The sequence below is a fragment of the Clostridium sp. genome, from assembly GCF_022482905.1.
In the GTDB taxonomy this organism is placed as follows: Bacteria; Bacillota; Clostridia; order Clostridiales; family Clostridiaceae; genus Clostridium_B.
Genome location: NZ_JAKVOI010000001.1, coordinates 1952034 through 1971758, shown reverse-complemented (window position 1 = coordinate 1971758; position 19725 = coordinate 1952034). Strand labels below are relative to the sequence as shown.

Here is a 19725-nt window from a genome sequence, read left to right as displayed (position 1 = left end):
CGGTTTTTTGCATATAGGTGCAAGTCATATTTGCAGAAATGGAGGTTTGATTTATGAAGGTAACAAAAATTTTAGAGGAACATATAAAAAATTCAACTCCTGCAAGGGAAATTACAGCAGAACAATTGCAAAGAGAATTTGATTATTTTAGGGCAGAAAGATTATTGAAAACTTTGCTTGAAAAAGGGTTTATTACTCCTTTGGAATTTAATAAAATAACAGAACTAAATCGTAAAACTTTCTCCCCGTTTTTAGCGGAGATTATGCCCTTAAATCGTTGATATATATAGGCTTGAGAGGTAACATGTGACGTAACGAAAGCGAGGTGAGACGATGAAAAAGATAACGAAGATAGTTAAGAATTCTAAAGATACAGTTATGAAAGAGAAACTCCGTGCAGCTGCTTACTGCAGAGTATCAACTGATAGCGAGGAACAACTTGTAAGCCTTGAAACCCAGAAGTTACATTATGAGGCTTATATAAAAGCAAATCCTAAATGGGAGTTCTCAGGGATATATTATGACAAAGGTATCTCTGGTACAAAAAAGGAAAAACGCTCAGAACTTTTAAGGCTGATATCAGATTGTGAACAAAAGAAGATAGATTTTATTGTTACAAAGTCTATCAGCAGGTTTGCAAGAAACACTACAGACTGCTTGGAATTGGTGCGTAAATTAGTTGATCTTGGAGTTTATATTTATTTTGAAAAAGAGAATATAAATACACAGTCAATGGAAAGTGAGCTAATGCTATCCATTCTAAGTGGTTTAGCAGAAAATGAGTCATTATCCATTGCAGAAAATAACAGATGGTCAGTGCAAAGACGATTTCAAAATGGGACTTATAAGATTTCCTACCCACCATATGGATATGACTATATAAATGGCGAGATGGCGGTAAATAAAGAGCAAGCAGAGGTTGTGAAATTTATTTTTAAAGAGACATTGGCAGGAAAGGGTGCCGGAAAGATTGCAGATGAATTGAATGAAAAAGGCATTAAACCTAAAAGGGGTAACAAATGGGCCTCCACGACTATCAGAGGAATGCTATCAAATGAAAAGTATATTGGAGATGCTATTTTGCAAAAGACTTACACAGATGATAATTTTAATAGGCATGCCAATTATGGAGAAAAAGACCAATATTATATTCAAAATCACCATGAGGCTATTATCAGTCGAGAAGATTTTGAAACGGTGGATAAATTAATTAATCAGCGTGGTAAAGAAAAGGGTATTGTAAAAGGAAGCGGCAAATATCAAAACCGATATCCTTTTTCAGGAAAATTAAAATGTTCTCAGTGCGGCAGTACCTTTAAACGAAGAATTCATACAAATGGAAATAAAAAATATGTAGCTTGGTGCTGCCAAAAACATATTACTCAGGCAGATGAATGTTCAATGAAATTTATTCGGGAAGATAATCTAGAGAGAGCGTTTATAACGATGATGAACAAGCTGATCTTTGGACGCAAATTTATTTTAAAGCCACTTCTTAAAGGGTTAAGAGATATGAGGAAAGCAGATAGCATTTCAAGAATTTCAGAGCTTGAAAAATTGATAGAGAAAAATACAGAGCAGAAGGAAATGCTGATAAAGCTAATGGCAAAGGGATACCTTGAACCAGCTCTTTTTAATAAGGAAAATAATGAACTTGAAATAGAGGCAGAAAGCTATCGTGATGAAATAGAAAGCCTAAATTTTGTTATGAACAGCGAAATATCAAAGACCCATGAAGTTAGAGAATTATTGAAATTTACAAATAAAGCTCAAATGCTTACAACCTTTGATGGAGAGATATTTGAAAGCTTTGCAAATCAAGTATTTGTTTACTCAAAAGAAGAGGTTGGATTTCAAATGAAATGTGGAATTACACTAAGAGAGGTGTTGTGAGGAAATGTCGCACATACCATATGGTTATAGAATTGAAAATGGAAAGGCTCTAATTGATGAGGAAAAAGCAAATAAAGTAAAGAAATTGTATCAAGGCTATTTAAGAGGTCTATCTTTATTAGCATCAGCTAAAGAGGCAGGTATAGACACATATCATGGAACAGCAGGAAAAATGCTAAGGAATAAGCGTTACCTAGGTGATGATTATTATCCAGCTGTTATTGATGGGGATACATTTGAAAAGGCTGAAGCAGAGCGAATAAAGAGAGCTACAGCTCTTGGCAGGGTTTGGAATGAAAAAGAAACAGTAGAGGAGTCATATTTTCCAACGACTTTTAAGGTTGGAGCAGTAGAGCAAAAATACAAAAATCCATTAAAGCAGGCAGAGTATGCTTACAGTTTAATAGAAAGTGAGGGTGCTGTGAATGGCAGTCAGTAGAAATGTAATGGTTATTCCTGCAAGAAAACGTGTTGGAAATAACATAGCAGATGAAAAGCCAAAACTTCGTGTTGCTGCTTACTGCAGAGTTTCTACCGATAGTGATGAGCAGGCGGGTAGCTATGAAGTGCAGATTGAGCATTATACAGAATTTATAAAAAAGAACCCAGAGTGGGCATTTGCAGGTATCTTTGCAGATGATGGCATCAGTGGTACTAATACTAAAAAGCGTGATGAGTTTAATAGAATGATTGAGGAATGCATGGCCGGAAACATTGATATGGTTATAACCAAGTCAATTTCAAGATTTGCTAGGAATACTTTGGATTGTTTGAAGTATATCCGTAAGCTAAAAGAGAAAAACATTGCAGTATATTTTGAAAAAGAAAATATTAATAGCTTGGATTCTAAGGGAGAGATTATGCTTACCATTATGGCATCACTTGCCCAGCAAGAAAGTCAGAGTTTAAGTCAGAATGTAAAACTTGGTATTCAGTATCGATATCAACAGGGCATTATTCAAATAAATACTAATAGGTTTTTAGGATATACAAAAGATGAAAATAAGCACCTTGTAATTGTGCCTGAGGAGGCAGAGATAATAAAGCGTATTTATCGAGAATATCTTGAAGGCTCCAGCATGGACAAAATTAAAAAAGGACTTGAAAACGATGGGATATTGACAAGTGCAGGTAAAAAAAGATGGCATACTAGTACAATAAACAAAATACTAAGGAATGAAAAGTATATGGGCGATGCGCTGCTCCAAAAAACGTATACGGTGGACTTTCTCACTAAAAAGAGAGTTAAAAATAATGGTGCTGTGCCTCAATATTATGTAGAAAATAGCCACGAAGCTATAATTCCAAAAGAGATTTTTATGCAGGTTCAGGAAGAACTAATTAGAAGAAGTACAGGTCATATCAGCAGCAGTGGGAAGCAAAGAAACTTTAGCTGCAGCCATCCATTTTCACAGATTGTTTTCTGCGGGGAATGCGGAGAGATATATCGCAGAGTTCATTGGAACAACCGTGGCAAGAAATCTATTGTTTGGAGATGCGTCAGTAGACTTGAGAATACAGGTCTAGCATGCCATTCAAGGACGGTGCTTGAGGATTTATTGAAGGATGTCGTTGTAAAAGCTATTAATGATTTGCTGGGGCAAAAGGATGATTTTTTAGAAGTTCTTAGAAATAATATAGAAACAGTAATTAATGAACAGGATACCAGTGCAGTAGCTGAAATAGAGAAAAAGCTGGAAGAATTACAAAAGCAACTACTAATACGAGCCAATTCTAAAGAGGATTATAACGATATAGCTGATGAGATTTATCGCCTGAGGGAAGAAAAGCATAATGCTTTAGTAGAAGATGCAGAAAAGAAAGCGGTGGGTCAAAGACTTATGGATATGACAGCTTTTCTAAAGGAGCAATCAACACTTATTGATGAATGTGATGAGAAGTTAATAAGGAGACTGATTGGAAAAATTACGGTGCATGAGGATAAGTTCACGGTAGAATTTAAGTCTGGGGTTGAGATAGAGGTCCAGATATAGAAAGCATAATGGTTAGAAGCACCTTGTGGGTTGATGAAACTTGCAAGGTGCTTTTTAATTTTTTTAGATATTGGTTACTTATATTGAAGCTATCAACCAAAAGGTTTATAATATATAAATACAATGGAGGTAAATTATGACAGCATCTGATATGGTAATACAATTATGTGAAAAACTGAATATAAGTATTGCAGAGGTATCAAGACGTATTGGTCAGATCCCGCAAAATTTCAACAAAAAACTAAAGAGAAATACCGTGAGCTTAGATGAACTGATGGCAATTGCAGATGCTCTTGGAATTACCTTTGAGCAGTCTTTTATATTGGTTGATGGAGTCAAAATAAAAGTAGGTAATCTATCATCGAACATAAGGAGGTAGTTATGGGATATTCATACAGTGGAGTAGTGGAAGGATTAAAAGAGTTCTATTCTTCAATGCGAAATATTAATGTGGAAATAGGAACATTTAAGCATAAGTATAATACTGTGCTTTCTGATGTTATTCTTGATACTAGGAGTTCGGATGGATGGAAATTAATTTTTATTAAACGTATAGATGGAGATGTTCTTGAAATTCAAATTCAGCGAGGATATAGATTTACTATTGAAGGAAATATGGCTTATAACTAGTTTAGAGAATATTTTGGAGTTGGTAGTGGCAAAGGAGAATTTAGTATTAAAGATTTTGTAAGGCACTTAAGTGGACAGGTTCCTTTGGAGTACCGCGTATCGGATGAAAAAAGAAAAACAATCCTACGATACGACAAGTTAGATAATGAGAGCGATGGAATATATCCTATTGGACTAACAAATTGGGAAGTTGTCCATGCTAAAAATCATAAATTGCCTAATGATAAATATCATAGAACAGCTAAGAATCTAGCCAAGACAAAAGAATTGTATCCAGAAATTTATGAGACTACTAAGAATTTAGACATTACAATAATCTATGGAGTTGAACCAAGCGAAAAAACAGGAGAAATAAAGCTATGTAAATTGTAATGTTTAATAAAGAGGTTGGGGGTGTATTTGGAGTGAACATAAAGAAAGATTTATCATATTTAATTGATAGAATAGTAGAATTAGGTTTGTTTTGGGATGCAAATTACTATTTTAGAAGTATGAAAAAACAACTACACGGTGGTGTAGCACATATTCTCTGCCCTAATATATATCTTAAGTATTATCCAGCTAACGCCTTTCAGTTATTCATACAAAATTCTGAAAAAATTCCCTTTTTCTTAGAAGGATTAGTTGATAAAGCCTATGAAGAGTGTGTAAATTGTGATATTGATGTTGAAGAATTATGTTGGCTATGTTTTGATGATGATAACTTTTGGTATGCAGGATTTCGGTTACTAAAACCCAAAAAGGAATATGAGGAATTAAATAAAGAAGCTCCTTTATTATGGACTATAGTATCAAATAAGCTTAGATTTCAAGATTATTTTGATGTTGATTTAAAAATGCTTATGTATGCGCTGGTATGTTATTTAATTCAAAGCAAAATGGTACAGATTAATGGTATATCAGAAATATTATCACACGAGCAACTAAAAGAGTCACATAATAAATATGGGTTAAGCCTAATTACAGATGCTAAATTTATGCGACAAGGATTTATTCTTGGTGATAGCTATTATTTATATAACATATTTTTTGATACCACAATAGGGGAAGCCTTAGATGATGTCCCATACACAATAAAAATTATTAATGAAGAGATAAAAACACGAAAATTGTATATTAGGTGTGATGAGAGATTGGCTGTACCTAAAGACAAGTTAATAAGTACAGCTACGATGGATTCTCAAAAATACCGTGGCATTACAGTTGATTTTGCTAATGTTGAAAAGATGGTTAATAAAAAAGAAATCATAGTCCATTACAATCCAGAACGACTGGATAAAGTGCTTATGACAATAAAACCAGATAAAGACAAATATAACAATAACTTTTACCATATTGAAGTAGAAGAATTATGGAATCCAGAGCGATGTACAGATGCGTTTGTAATCACAAATTATATTCATGCACAATACTATCCAGATGATAAATCTTTTAATCATATAGATTTTTCAGTAAATCAGTATTCAATTAATGTGTTCAATGAAAAATATAAAGATGCAGTGACAGACACTCAAGTATCTATTGATAGATATGGGGATGAACATTATAAAATTTGGTGTGTAGAAGGAACTAATATTGGAGTAGATACATGGAGTAAACTTGTATGTGCAACACTTGATGAACCATTTAGAGATTTATTTTTTGAAATGTTTAAGGAAGAATAATAAACTTTTAGCACAGGAAAAATGCTTTTATTCAAGGAGTGTGAATAGGTATGGTTGATGCTTATCTAACAGAAAAAAATTTATACGAATATGAATATAATATGAAACGTAGACCACATGTTGTTTTATTAGGTGCAGGAGCTAGTTGTGCTGCTATACCGAATGGAGACAGGAATGGTAAAAAAATATCAGCAATGAGTGGATTTATTGAAAAATTAGGATTGTCTGGTATACTTGGAAAAGTAGCTATACATACGAACTCTGATAATTTAGAAGATATTTATATGGAACTTGATGAACGTTGTAAAATAGAACCTAATTGTATGGAAGTTAAGCAAGAATTAGAAAAGGTTATACGTGAATATATGTCGGATTATAAATTACCAAGCAACCCTACAGTTTATGATTATTTAATTATGGGCTTAACTTCAAAAGATTTGATTGCAACATTTAATTGGGATCCGCTATTGATTCAAGCTTATGCCCGTGCTATGGCTTATACTACTAATTTGCCACAGTTAGCTTTTTTGCATGGAAATGTTGCAGTAGGATATTGCTTCGAGGATAATGTCATGGGCAATGTAGGGATACCGTGTAGATGTGGGGAACCCCTGGCACCAACAAAACTCTTATTTCCAATAAAGAATAAAGATTATGCCAGTGATACAGCTATATCAAAGTCATGGAAATCATTGAGTAATGCATTAGAGGTAGCATATATGGTTACTATTTTTGGATATAGCGCTCCAAAGAGTGATGTAGAAGCTATTGAGATGTTGAAAAAAGCATGGGGTGCAGTGAAAGATAGAAATTTTGAAGAAATAGAAATTGTTGATTTGCGTAATGAAAATGAGGTTATCGAATCATGGGACGATTTTATTCATACGCATCATTATTCATACCATTCTAACTTTTTTACAACAACAATAGGAAGATGCCCTAGAAGAAGTTGTGAAGCAACATTTGACAGATTGATGATGAATCATTGGTTGAAACCAGATAAAGGGTTTAAACCAGATATGAATTTTAGCGATATAGATAAATTAACTTGTGATTTAATAATTGATGAAGAAAATAAAAAAGGAACAAAGAGTCTCCTTTTAGATCCATACGCATAGGAAAACGATAAATAGAAGGAGAGAAGATATGATTAATAAAGCTGAAAGAGCACTTATATCAAATTTAATGGTCGATGCTTTTGAAGATTTTCTTATATATATGCGTAATGTTAATTTTGATAAACTAGATGCAGATATTGGAATTACAATTAAGCAAATTAACACGGTTTGTACACAATATAGTCAAGCTTTGTTACATTTAATTTTAGAAGATTTCTTATGGGAAACAGAAGGCTTGTTAAGGACTGTAATGGAGGGAAGTATTAAACTAGCTTATATAGCTTGCGAGCCAGATCAAATAGAAAATAAAATGTTTGAATTTTCTCAAATTCTCCCATACATAAATGGCACTAAACGTAATAAAAGAATCGAGAATATATTATATTACTGATTTATCAGAAAGAAGTAGGGATGCTGATATTTACAAAAAAATCTTAGATTGTGAACTTCCTGATATTGATGAAAATATTAATAGAAAAAATCGTAATGAAATTAAAAGGAAATGGGATTTTATTGCCATGATAGAAGCCATTCAAAATAGTGGTATTAAGGAATTAGTAAATACAACAGTATTAAGTTATCCTTATGGAATGATGAGTAATATTGTTCATATGGATTATGATGGCTTAAACTATGTATTTGAAAGATATGACCGTAGTGAAGATGAAAGAGATAAAGTTAACTCATTACAAGTCTGCAGACAGTATTCAGATATATATGGTTTGACACTTGCAAGAACAATAAGCATATGTATTATATACCAAACAGACTGTACTGAGTTGTTAACACTACCATTGAAACATCAAGAATTACTAGAGAGAATAGAAAATCAGAGAAAGTTGCATTTGTAGCAGGAAGACTAAATAGAAAGAGAGGATATGTTTCAGTATACTGATAATTCTATAAATGTCGTGGATATCTATCAAAGCCATATAATAGTATTTCGAACCATACTTAAGCAATTGATGAAATATAAGAAAAAGGGATATAGCTGTAAGGGGGAAGTAAGTGATGAAATTGCTAATTGAAGAATGGGCAGAAAATAATCTAAGTGACAATACAATTGAAATAATGAAAGAAGCAGTTATGTGTTATAAAATAAGAGCTTATAGATCCGCGTTTCTAATGTCATACTTAGCATTTAAGTTGACAATAAGAGAACGGGTACTTGTATCAATTACAAAGCCAGATAGTATAAGTGAATCAAGTTGGAATAATGAAGTTATATCAGTTCTAAGAAATGATGACAAATGGGAAGATTGTATAAATAACATGTTGACTACTGCTCCTGATAATCCCAAAAATTGTTTAGGTAAGGTTTTTGTGTTTACTAATAGAGAAAAGGTAAAAAGCAGGTATGAAGCATGGAAATATACACGGCATAGTTGTGCGCACGGAAAAGAAGAACAGATTTCTTCCGCTACTGTAGAGCAGTTTTGGAATTACATGCAAGATGATTTGCCGGAGTATTATGTGTTAGGTGGAAAGAAATATTTAGGGGATGAATTATATCGTAGTTACAGGTATTTTTATTCTCTTAAAAGTTCCCACTTAAACAAATTATTAAAAGATATTTCTTCTGTTTATAAGAATAATGTAAAGCAATGCTTTGATGAACTTTATGAGAAGGATAAATCATGTATAAGTATTAATGAAAGCAATGTTGAATTTTGGGACACTGTCCTCGTTTATAATGATGCAAATGTAACAGATGGGTTCATTGATTTTTTATATAGCCATAATGATTATTTTTTAGATTGGTATACGAAACACCCTAAATTATTTTATATGATGGTAAGTAAGCATGATGTCTTTATTCAAGAATCTTTAGCACCTATGTTAGAAAAAGGATATTATATTGATCAGAATACATTCTGGAATTTACTTTGTGATATTTTGCAGCTTGATGCCAAATTGTTAAATCTATATAAAATAACCTCGGATTATAATAAATTTAAGATGATAGAAACCATTGACTTAGCACCAACTAAAATCAATATTCTCAAACAATATGGAGTATTTAATTCGTTTCTTTGGAATGCCGGAAAGGATTTGTTTAATAATTCTGGTGATGCGCATTGGGATTACTATGCGTGGGGTAATGGAAAAGATGATACTTATATAATCAAATGCTTTGATTATATTACATGGGATGTTAAGTTAATAGAAAAAATAGAAAATAACTTTAAAGATCTAAAGGATAATATTGAAAGTAGAACGAATAGTGATTCAAAATATAATGGACATGAACGAATTAGAACTTTTAAAGAAATTATTGAAAGTAGTAAAGATAAAATAAAAGAAGTATGCAAAGATAATAATATTAATTTAGAAAATTTTCCATACATAAATGAATTTGTTAAATAAATTGATAAATATATAATTTCAAATATTTCATAAATATTTGAAATCTCCCGATATTTAGTACGAATATTAGTATAAGGGTTTTTGTAATAACCTTATTCATAAAAACCCCCCTCACTGATTAAGAAAGGATAAAAAATGGAGACATTAGAAGATATATTAAAATCAGTATCTATCGATAATATTGATATGGTTCATATGGGTAGGTTTATCGATGATATTGAATTGATGAGACAAAGATGTGAAAGTATTAAGTATGCAACAGAGTTAAAAAATATTTATAAAGCACATATCGATATAGGAGATGAACTGATGACTTTATATAATATTGCTAAGGAAAAGCATAAGCATGAAATTCAAGAATTTGCAGAGGGTTTTACTGAAAATGAAGAACATAATAGGGCAAGAGAAAAACAAAACGACGATTTGAATAAAGAGATAAGAGAGTTAAAAAAGAAAATTAAAAAAAATCATGATTATATGAGCAAACAAGAAATGCAGAAAAAACTTCATCAACTTGAGAGTCTATATAATTTTAATAAGAAGTGTGTTTTATTATCACATGACCAATATGGGGCAAGTATACTAGCAAAATTTGATATGTTTACTGAATTATCAATAGAAGTTGATAAAGCTTATGATGATACCGATAAAATAAGCAGAAAAGAAAGAACAGAGAAAGTTATTGAATTAATAAAGTCAATTGCAGGAACTACTCCAGTTGGTGCTATATTATCAGTTACTGACATTTTGAAAGCTGTAGCAAATTTTGTTAATTCATTAGATAATAATTTATTAGATGAAAGATTTAAAAATCTTGATGCAGAGTTTGAAATTCAAAAAGAACAATACATAAATTTATGTATTGCGTATCTCTTAGTAAAAATCTATATGGGAGATTTAGAATTCGTAACCATGTTTTGTATGAATGCCGAGAAATCAGAAGGAGTAACGCAATAGCATAAAACATAAATGACAAAGTTAATTGTATACTGACTATATATGGAATTAAGGTTATGGAAAAATAGATGTTGCATGGTGATTCGTAAAAGATTGATATGTTCCCTTGAACGTCCGTTTTCGGGAAAAAAGCCAAAAGGCTATTGATATGTTCCCATGAACGTAAAGGGGATAAAATCGACCAAAGTCATTCATTCTGTCATTTCGAGCCATGTGGAGACTATAGTGTTGATACAACGAAAAATTATATAGAAATCCTTAATTTTAGGCACTTCTTCACCCATTTTGTTTTTACGAGTGAAGGGGATAAAATCCGTAATAAACAGTTAAAAAAATATATTAACGTTTCTGTGGTTATTGATTTGGAGTGTGGGAACACAAAAGAATAGAGTTAGAAAAAAGAGATATTGTGAAAAATATCAATACATGATAAGAAGTACAAAAATTAAAAATATCATCTAAAATCCCTTGCTATTTCATGAGAAAAAGCAAGGGATTTTTATGGATTTTACTAGAGTTAATAAATTTTTTTATTTTAAAAGAATATTAAAAATGCACTTATTCATTATTTTTAGCTAAAAGGTATAATAATTTAAAGGGAAATATTACAATTTGTAGAATAATGGTATAGGAGGGCGTAATGTATAACACAGTTATTATGAGTAAAATTCGAAATGATGCAAATCAGACCAGCTTATCATTATGTCTATAATGTGAAGTTCATAAGACTAATAAAACTATTGGGGCTAAAAAATGATAGGTGGTAAATGGAGAAAAGTGGTAAATGGAGAAAAGTGGCATCAGTAATATACTTGTTCTTTCATAAATAAGTAATAATTATTAAAAGTATGAAAAATGATCGAAGTATTGGAGGTAAAAAGTATGACAATTCCGAGTAATTTATCAGCAGGAATTGCTGATCCATACTGGTATGAATGGTCTATAGGATTACTATATGTAGTTGATATGTTAAACGAAGATACTAATATCAAATCTGTAATACTGCAAGCATCTCAACTACAAGGGCTTGATGATGTTGTTATCAATTATAGTGATGGAAGAAAAGATTGTATGCAAATTAAGCATACGAGAGAAAATGATTCTTTAACTTTCACTGATCTTATTTTAAAAGGAGATAAGAGTAATTCCTATTTGTCTCAATTTGCAAGGGATTGGAAAAAAATCAAGAAAGACGAAGGAATCTATTGTAAAGTTATCTTGTTTACTAATAGAAAGTTTGGGAAAAATAAGTATACGAAGGTAGTAGATAAAAACAATAAATACGAGCGTCCTGCACTCGAAGATTTTTGGCCATATATAAGAAATAAAATTAATGTTGCCAGATCATTAAAAGATATAGCAGTTGAAGAAACTTGGGAAATTGCTTGGAATGAGTGGATAAATGAGCTGTCTGTACTCGACTCAGAAGATGAAAAAATGGAATTTCTTAAGTGTCTTGATATTAAAGCAAATGAAGGTGATTTAGATATTGTTAGAAAAGAGATTATTAATAAAATCAGAGATACTTTTCGTGTTGGTGAAGATATTGCTATAGGACAATACCAGAAATTGTGCTATTCTTTAATGGACTGGACTACAACATTTAGAACGAGTGAAGAGATAAACAAAGAAGATGTATATCAAGCATTATCATTACATTCTGATTCATTTCAAGGTATACATGACTTAAAAGTTCCAAGCCCATTCTTTCCAAGTAGGATTCAATTTATTAATGATTTAGAGAGTAAGCTTAGAAACAGAGAACAGCCGGTGATATTTTTATCTGGTGACCCAGGTAGTGGAAAAACCAGTATTGTAAGCTATCTAACTAATAAAATTGATTCTGTGATTTCGCTGAGATTTTATTCGTATAAACCAATAACTCCAGAAGATAAATATTTACCAGCAGATAAAGGTGTTAGTAGTCCAAGAGCTCTATGGGGTGATTTACTAATCCAGCTTAGAAGTAGGCTGAAAGGAAACTTATCAAAATATAGAGTTCCAATATCAAATGAGCTTATAGATTCTGATGATACATTGAGAAAAGAAGTACTAAGATTAGCTGAGATTTTGGCAAATGAAGAAAATAGAACAACTGTTATTGCCATAGATGGAATTGATCATGCTGCAAGAGCTGAAAGCCATAATACCTCCAGAAGGCGTACCTGATAAAGTGTGTTTTCTTATTGTAGGACAACCTATACTTGAATATCCATCTTATCCTGATTGGCTAAGTTATGAAAATGATAAATTACTTAAGCTTGAAATTCCAAGGTTGGGTAAATCAGACGTTATAGAGCTCTATAAAAAAGAAATCACCTCAATAAGTAAAGAATATACTGAATCAGTCATTAGGTTAATAATGGATATTTTTGAAGGGAACACATTACCTGTTATATATGCGATATATGAGGCCAAACAATGTAAAAGTATAGAAGAACTAGGATTGAGGTTGAGAGAAAAGAATTTGTCCTCGGGGTTAATGGCTTATTATGAATATACATGGAAATCTGCCCTTGAACTAATACCGTCAGTCCTTTTTGTAGATTATTTATTAGCAGGTGCAATTGGATTAATAAATAGAAAACTTAGTTCGGAGTTATTAGCAAGTATTTATGATGATGCAAATATACAAGAAAGAGTTTGGAAGAGTGTATTAAGAAAGTTATATCCTGTCTTAATAGAAGAACAGGATGGCTTTAGAATTTTACATAATGATTTCAGAATATATTTAGAAAAATATTTGAGAAAAAGTCCAAAAGAAATGAAAGAAATAGCTTATAAAATAGCTAATTTCTATACTAGTAGGAGTGATGATTTTTTATCTAAACATGAAATTGTGTTTAGAATGTTAAAATTGGCAGAAAAAGAAGATAAATTTATTGATGTATTTACTGCGCAGTATGTTATGGAGGCAATAGCTTTATCAAGACCAATTATTGAAATTGAAGATCAATTAGAATTAACAATAAAATCACTTACAAAAGTATCTGATTTACGAAAAATAAATTCATTTAGTTGTGCTATTTCGACATTCTATCAGTTCAAACAATCTATGCAATGGCTTGATAAAGATTACCAAGGTACTATTAAGTTACCTTCTGTATTGCAATCTGAAAGTAAGGTAAAAAGTAAGGACTTATTAACTAAGTATGATTTAAATGATGTTTTGAACGAAGTACTTTGGCTTATAAATGAAAATGAAATCTCCAGAGCTAAAAGCATAATGGATAGATGGTTTAGTACATATAGTCCTGAAAATATTTTTGATTTGCTTCGTAGCAACAATGAAATCGAAATAAAAGATGGTAGATATATATTTGAACATTCGATTGGACCAATATTAGAAAAATGGGGTGAAGTATGTCAACACACAGGTATTAACTTTAAAAAAGAAAAAATTGATGATAATATTCCTGATTATTATAAAAAGGCAAAAGCATTATTTTATAGGGGCTGGCTTAAGGAAGGAGAACTATTTTGTGATGAAGAGAGCCTTGCGAGAACATTGAGTAGCTTGAGGATACATTATAGTAGGGATATGGAGGATTTTGTTTTAAGTTTAATTGATAAAAACAAAATTGAGCATGCAAAAATACTATTAGATAATTTTTATTCAAGAAACAATGGTTCAAAAATGTTTATTTTAAGATGTTTATTGTGGGTTATATTATCTGGAGATTCAGTTAGATTTAATAAATGGATTAAGGATATAAAAGAACAGGAATTCGATTATATTAAAGATGAGTATTTCGATTTAACTAAAGATTCGTTTGAAGGTTATGTTATCATTTCCTTTATATTGGCGTACTTACATAAGAATTTTGATTACATTATTAATAAGGTTTTGAATTCGTATAGAGAAGGCAAAAGTTCAAAAAGAGAGAAAATTGCTATAATGGATTTAGTTACAGTCAGCAGCTATCTTGGAGATTTAATTAGAAAATTTAAAGGTGGACTACAACTAAATAATAGTGAACATAATGAGTTTGAATCAATTTTTAGAGTATTAGTAAATGATGATAATCCAATCGGACGTCATGAAGTGGGTGGCTTTGAAATTGAAAAACTATTAGTTAGAGTATTTATGTTTATTAATAATGAGGTTAGCAATTATTTTGATAGTGTTCTATATAAAGTAATAAAAGAACAAGTAGTTAAGCTAGACTATAGCAAGAATATTGATGTTTATTGGAATTACTTAAAAGATAAAAATGAAATCAAGTTATTAGATGATTTGTTTGAACACTGGGTTGGAGATAATGGAGAAATTTGGAAATCAGAAATATCTGACATGTATGATATAGGAGAAAAATTTATTTTTCTTGGTGGACTGGTTAAATGGTCATCTAGAATAGAGAAAGTTAGAGAGAAGCTAAATCGAAAATCTATTGGATATACAGGAAGAAAGGAATACTCTTTATATATGCCTTTAAGATGGTTTGAAACATTAACAAATTATAGCAACAATCACTGGGAGGATATTGGAGTTGAATTACTTAATGTTTCTGAAAATGCATCAAAGCTTGGAGATAATAGAGCAGGTGTATTTATTAATGCTTCAATAGCATCTAGTGCAGGAAAAATGGGGTATGGAAACCTATGGAGATTTGCTTCTTTACAAGAAGAATGGGATAAAGATTGGTTATATACTGTTTATGATGGTCTAATATCTTTACTTGAAGTTGCAGAGATTAGTAATAACGAACTTAAAAACATTTGGAGAGTGAGTGCAGCTATTTTTAAAATTAATAAGTATAGCAATAAATATGATAGTTCAAATAATATAAAAAAGGTTTATATACATGATTTAAGAACATGTATATTGTTAGTAGGAAAGAAATTTGGATATAAGGATTTGGATAATTCATTAAAAGAAATTGCAGAAGAGGAGTATCTTGCAGATAAAGGAACCTATGATTATAGATTGCCTGATAGATGGTTTGAAGATAAAAATAAATTTAAAAGAGATTTGTTGGAACTTAACGAGAAAATAGAAAGTATGTCTTGCGAAGAAGCTGTTATGTATGTAATAAACGATTACAATGAACAAAGAAATAAGGATGAAATGGATAATAATTTTAGATGGGATTATATAAGTGAAATAGTTAAAAAGTATGATGGAAAACTAAATATTGATAATCATATATTGCCATTGTTAGATACATTGCTTCAAAGAAAATATAAATACTCATGGGATTTTGATGGCGCTGATCGTGCATATGAAGCAGTATTTACTTTTTTAGATGACAAACAAATATTAAAAGTATTAAGCAGAATTGTTGAAGATTACAAAAGTGAGGAAGATAATAATGTAAGACTTAGTTCAATCAAGAGTAACTTGGAATATTTTTCGTATTTTTATTATAAAAATCTTTCTGAAGAAGATATTGAAACAGGACTTGCTGAGATTCTTAAAACACATATATTATGGTTTACAGGAAACAACGTAATTGAATATAGAAGAGGCTTTGGATTTAACGGAGAAACGATTAATGAACCAGGAAGTTGGAATGAATTTTGTTATGATTTGTTAGATAAATTTTTATTATCAAAAATGGCAGATTCAATAAAACAGATTGAAGAAATTAAAGATATAAAACAAGATCTTGAGATATAAAAGAATATATGCTTCTATTATCAAAGTTAGTAAAATTTAGGGTGTCATAAAACAGCTAGATTAATAAGCTTCCTGTTAGGCTAATAACCGGAAGTTCAACAAGGTTTATGGAATAGCACAATGAGTATTAGTGTTTATCATGTGAAAAAAGGTCGATTTATAGATAAAATCAATTAGAAAATATTTGGACAATTAAATTAAATAAATAGATTATATTGAAAGAAGATGAGTATATGTATAAACCTACAATTTTCTTTAGTCATTCGAGCCTAGATAGTTCAACCATTCTACCGATAAAAAATAGAATTACTGCAATAACTGCTAATGTCCTAGATATTTTTATGTCTAGTGATGGACAAAGCATACCGTTTGGGCACAATTGGGTACATAAGATTGAGGAGGGACTTAATAATGCCCAAATAATGTTTGTGTTTGTTACTCCTACCTCGATTGATTCCGCATGGATATATTTTGAGGCCGGATTTGCTTACTCTAAAAATATTGAAGTTATACCTGTTGGTATAGGTGTAAACATTGGTCAGCTTAAAGCACCACTCAATTTATTGCAGGGATTTGACATTAATTTGGCGGATAGTCTTAATAATTTCATTACTGTGATAAACAGAAAGTTCAATCTAAAGTTTAGTGAGGCATTTACAGAGGCAGATTATAAGGCAGTCTTTAGTTCTGTTACAGAACCCTCTTTGTCTTTACAACTAAGTGATATTTTTTCATATATTAAATATGAAAGGTGTTCTCAATATTATGATTCAACTAACAATAAAAATATTATAAGATATGATATTGATAAGTATTTTTCGGATATAAAAGAATATCTTGATTCCCAAAATATTCAATATGCGGCTTATCACAAGAAAGTTCTTGTTGGGGGTATACAAATTGAAATCGAGGGAGAAGAAAAGGAACCAACGAATGGTTACCCGAATCAAAATCATAGGCTTATAATAAAGCTATCAACGCAAAATTTTGCAAAGTCATTCAATTTATTGAAAGAAGTGGTTTTAAAAGCAGGAATTTGTAATGAGTGGATGGGTATGGAGTTTTATCTCAATAAAACTTATGATTGCTTAAATGATGAAGCAGCAATTTCTTCTGTGATATCGGATAATGAAGATATTTTTACATATGTAAAAGGAAATGTAGGCACCTATAAGTACAAAGAGAATTTTCATTTATGGATAAGAAATAAAAAAGAATTGGATTCGCGTAAGACAGATTTACATATAATCGGCATTTCATTTAAAGTTGCAGAAGTTGATGCAGAAGCTGTTCTTGAGTTGATCGAAGAAATGCGACAGTGTCATCTGATTTTTAAGCTAAAGGAGTCTGGTAATAACTGATATAATTTTGATACACATAAAAGTGCAAAAAAATTAGTAATAAACGAATCATAGAGAATGCATTAAAAAGGAGATGGCTAACTGTGTCTAGAATGAGCCATGCAAGGTATAGAAATTTTGAAGATCCTGTGAGCGCTATTGAAATTGATGAAAATTATAATTCATATAATGAAGAAGATCGAAGGCAGTTTAAGTGTATATTTTGCAATTCACAAGTGCAATTTTCAAGAGGTAAATCACATGATGATCCACATTTTAAAAATTGGCCTAATACTAATCATAAAGACGGGTGCTGTGTTCCTAATGCTGAAAAACAAAGGAATACTTTTAGCGGAGATGTAGACTTGGAAGTACTTGTTTCAACTATACTACCAAGATCAATGAGACTGGATACCCCTAATACTCCGCCTTCTGTTTCAAGAGGTAAGAGAGCCAAAAGATTTGGAGGAAAAACAACTCAAAAATTTATTTATCAAATTAAGAATCTCTTAGATTCTAAGAATAAATTTAACATCAAACCAGAATATGAAGATTTAAAATTATTAGTCGAAGATGGAAAGCAAGTTAGTATAAAAGATATAATTAAGACACAAGATGAGATAATTGATATAATAGATCAAAGTAATGGTAATGAAGTTATATGCATCCTAAGAGGTAACACCAGTAGACCATATAAAAGAGGTTCAAATTATGTAATTCCTATGACAAAGGGAAAAAATCCAGAGTACAAAAATTCTAAGAGTTTTAACTTATTTATAAGTTATGAATATGTTGAAAAAAACACTAATTTAGTAGATGAAATAAAGAACTCACTTATAATATGTTACGGGATAGCCGAAAAAACTGAATATGGCTATCAAATGGAGTTATATTCGATAAAAAATCAAGTAGAAATACTTAAACAATTTAAAAAGATTGAAATTTAAAAGGCAACTATTTCGGATATTAAACCTAATTATTAATGAATAAATGTTACTTTTCATCGAGCGGGAGGTTCATTAAATTATGCCGGTTAAAGAAATGATAAAGGCATTAAATCTGAAATTGGTTGGGCATTATAGGTACTATGGCGTATCTTTCAATGGTAAGATGATAACAAACTTTTTGCATAGAGTACAGAAATTTCTATGTAAGACTCTTAACAGACGAAGTGATAAGAAAAGCTACTGCTGGGATGGATATACAGAAATGCTAAAGTATTATCCGCTAGCAAAACCAAAGATATATTTTAAACTGTTTTAACTGTGAATGTTATTATGAGGAGCCGTATGCGGGAAATCCGCACGTACGGATTCTGTGAGGGGCTTACATTGTGAGGTGTAAGTCTACTCGACTGTGATGGTATATCAAATGTGGCTATTTAGTTGTTTTAAACTTTACATAACAAAACAGAGGTGATTTTATGACAGATGTAATGTCTGATAACTTGCAAAATGAAATTTTCAATGAATTAAATTGTGCACAAAAAAGTGTAAAAATAGCTGTTGCATGGATTAATTTTGAAGTTTATAAGAAATTATTTAAACAACTGCTAACGAATGGGATTAATCTTAAAATAGTTATTAATGACGATTTTATAAATAGCAGATATGATAGCATAATAGAAGACCTAAAGTTATATGGTGCGAAAATTAAGAAGTTTCGCATGGCATCTAATAGACAGTATATGCATGAAAATTTGTTATAATTGATTCTGCTTATGTTTGCTTTGGATCATATAATTGGTCAAAAAATGCAAATAAGAATTTTGAATATCTAGCATTTTGTGATGAACAGAATGTTGTGGATAAGTTTAAATATGAATTTAGTTGTTTATCTAATTTATCGAGAGAAGACATAATTGCAATTCAAAAACCACCTCTTTGTGAATATTGTAAAACACCTATATATAATATTTGTATTATTTCTCAAGAAAGTGATTATCAAACTCGATTAGACGTTTACAAGCAATGTGGTTGTGGATTTAGACAAGATGAACAATATACAGATTTTTACGATATATCTGTTTATACTAATTTATACGGAATTTATCAAGCTTTTAGTGATACTAGGGAGCAGGCCTTTTTTAGTGGTATAGACTTTGATGAAAAAGAAGAAGAGATGGCACAGTAAAAAGTAGAC

General features: G+C 30.9%; 19 protein-coding genes and 2 pseudogenes. All 21 read left to right on the top strand.

The window, feature by feature from the left end; all coding sequences use genetic code 11:
* Positions 1 to 53: 53 nt before the first annotated feature.
* The 21 genes and pseudogenes from LKE46_RS09725 (at position 54) to LKE46_RS09625 (ending at position 19716) form a co-directional block, all read left to right on the top strand.
* Positions 54 to 281: an SHOCT domain-containing protein gene (locus tag LKE46_RS09725; protein WP_291721232.1), complete on the top strand. Its 228-nt coding sequence runs from the start codon at positions 54 to 56 to the stop codon at positions 279 to 281.
* Positions 282 to 333: 52 nt separating this feature from the next.
* Complete coding sequence (locus LKE46_RS09720) at positions 334 to 1893, top strand: recombinase family protein (protein ID WP_291721229.1); 1560 nt, start codon at positions 334 to 336, stop codon at positions 1891 to 1893.
* Between the two features lie 4 nt (positions 1894 to 1897).
* Positions 1898 to 2332: a recombinase gene (locus tag LKE46_RS09715; protein ID WP_291721226.1), complete on the top strand. Its 435-nt coding sequence runs from the start codon at positions 1898 to 1900 to the stop codon at positions 2330 to 2332.
* A complete protein-coding gene (locus tag LKE46_RS09710; RefSeq protein ID WP_291721223.1) occupies positions 2319 to 3887 on the top strand; it encodes a recombinase family protein in 1569 nt (522 codons plus the stop codon). Before LKE46_RS09715 ends, LKE46_RS09710 begins: the two co-directional genes overlap by 14 nt.
* A gap of 136 nt (positions 3888 to 4023) precedes the next feature.
* Entirely contained in the window at positions 4024 to 4266 is a 243-nt protein-coding gene (locus LKE46_RS09705) for a helix-turn-helix domain-containing protein (protein WP_291721220.1), read from the top strand.
* A gap of 2 nt (positions 4267 to 4268) precedes the next feature.
* On the top strand, positions 4269 to 4517 hold the full coding sequence (locus LKE46_RS09700) for a hypothetical protein (protein WP_291721217.1): 249 nt from the start codon (positions 4269 to 4271) through the stop codon (positions 4515 to 4517).
* A gap of 12 nt (positions 4518 to 4529) precedes the next feature.
* Positions 4530 to 4889: pseudogene (locus tag LKE46_RS09695) on the top strand (DUF6037 family protein); the annotation flags it as partial.
* Complete coding sequence (locus LKE46_RS09690) at positions 4889 to 6181, top strand: hypothetical protein (protein WP_291721214.1); 1293 nt, start codon at positions 4889 to 4891, stop codon at positions 6179 to 6181. The pseudogene LKE46_RS09695 and the gene LKE46_RS09690, both read left to right, overlap by 1 nt.
* A 50-nt stretch (positions 6182 to 6231) precedes the next feature.
* Positions 6232 to 7299: a hypothetical protein gene (locus LKE46_RS09685; RefSeq protein ID WP_291721211.1), complete on the top strand. Its 1068-nt coding sequence runs from the start codon at positions 6232 to 6234 to the stop codon at positions 7297 to 7299.
* Positions 7300 to 7327: 28 nt separating this feature from the next.
* The gene (locus LKE46_RS09680; RefSeq protein ID WP_291721209.1) at positions 7328 to 7690 is read left to right on the top strand and encodes a hypothetical protein; all 363 of its coding nucleotides are present in this window, start codon (positions 7328 to 7330) and stop codon (positions 7688 to 7690) included.
* A complete protein-coding gene (locus LKE46_RS09675; RefSeq protein ID WP_291721206.1) occupies positions 7644 to 8150 on the top strand; it encodes a hypothetical protein in 507 nt (168 codons plus the stop codon). The genes LKE46_RS09680 and LKE46_RS09675 overlap by 47 nt, the downstream gene beginning before the upstream one ends.
* Before the next feature lie 160 nt (positions 8151 to 8310).
* Positions 8311 to 9666, top strand: a complete 1356-nt coding sequence (locus LKE46_RS09670) for a hypothetical protein (RefSeq protein WP_291721203.1) — start codon at positions 8311 to 8313, stop codon at positions 9664 to 9666.
* A gap of 135 nt (positions 9667 to 9801) precedes the next feature.
* Positions 9802 to 10623 (top strand): hypothetical protein, encoded by an 822-nt coding sequence (locus LKE46_RS09665; RefSeq protein WP_291721198.1) that lies wholly within the window; start codon positions 9802 to 9804, stop codon positions 10621 to 10623.
* 882 nt (positions 10624 to 11505) lie between these two features.
* The gene (locus tag LKE46_RS09660; protein ID WP_291721195.1) at positions 11506 to 12792 is read left to right on the top strand and encodes an ATP-binding protein; all 1287 of its coding nucleotides are present in this window, start codon (positions 11506 to 11508) and stop codon (positions 12790 to 12792) included.
* A complete protein-coding gene (locus LKE46_RS09655; RefSeq protein WP_291721191.1) occupies positions 12746 to 16243 on the top strand; it encodes a hypothetical protein in 3498 nt (1165 codons plus the stop codon). The genes LKE46_RS09660 and LKE46_RS09655 overlap by 47 nt, the downstream gene beginning before the upstream one ends.
* Before the next feature lie 233 nt (positions 16244 to 16476).
* Positions 16477 to 17604, top strand: coding sequence for a toll/interleukin-1 receptor domain-containing protein (locus LKE46_RS09650; protein WP_291725642.1), 1128 nt, complete (start codon positions 16477 to 16479; stop codon positions 17602 to 17604).
* 83 nt (positions 17605 to 17687) lie between these two features.
* Complete coding sequence (locus LKE46_RS09645; protein WP_291721188.1) at positions 17688 to 18530, top strand: hypothetical protein; 843 nt, start codon at positions 17688 to 17690, stop codon at positions 18528 to 18530.
* A gap of 79 nt (positions 18531 to 18609) precedes the next feature.
* Positions 18610 to 18846: a hypothetical protein gene (locus tag LKE46_RS09640; RefSeq protein ID WP_363316041.1), complete on the top strand. Its 237-nt coding sequence runs from the start codon at positions 18610 to 18612 to the stop codon at positions 18844 to 18846.
* Positions 18847 to 19006: 160 nt separating this feature from the next.
* On the top strand, positions 19007 to 19291 hold the full coding sequence (locus LKE46_RS09635) for a hypothetical protein (protein ID WP_291721186.1): 285 nt from the start codon (positions 19007 to 19009) through the stop codon (positions 19289 to 19291).
* Positions 19288 to 19353, top strand: a pseudogene (locus LKE46_RS09630) (hypothetical protein); the annotation flags it as partial. The gene LKE46_RS09635 and the pseudogene LKE46_RS09630, both read left to right, overlap by 4 nt.
* 33 nt (positions 19354 to 19386) lie before the next feature.
* Complete coding sequence (locus tag LKE46_RS09625) at positions 19387 to 19716, top strand: hypothetical protein (protein WP_291721183.1); 330 nt, start codon at positions 19387 to 19389, stop codon at positions 19714 to 19716.
* Positions 19717 to 19725: the final 9 nt, after the last annotated feature.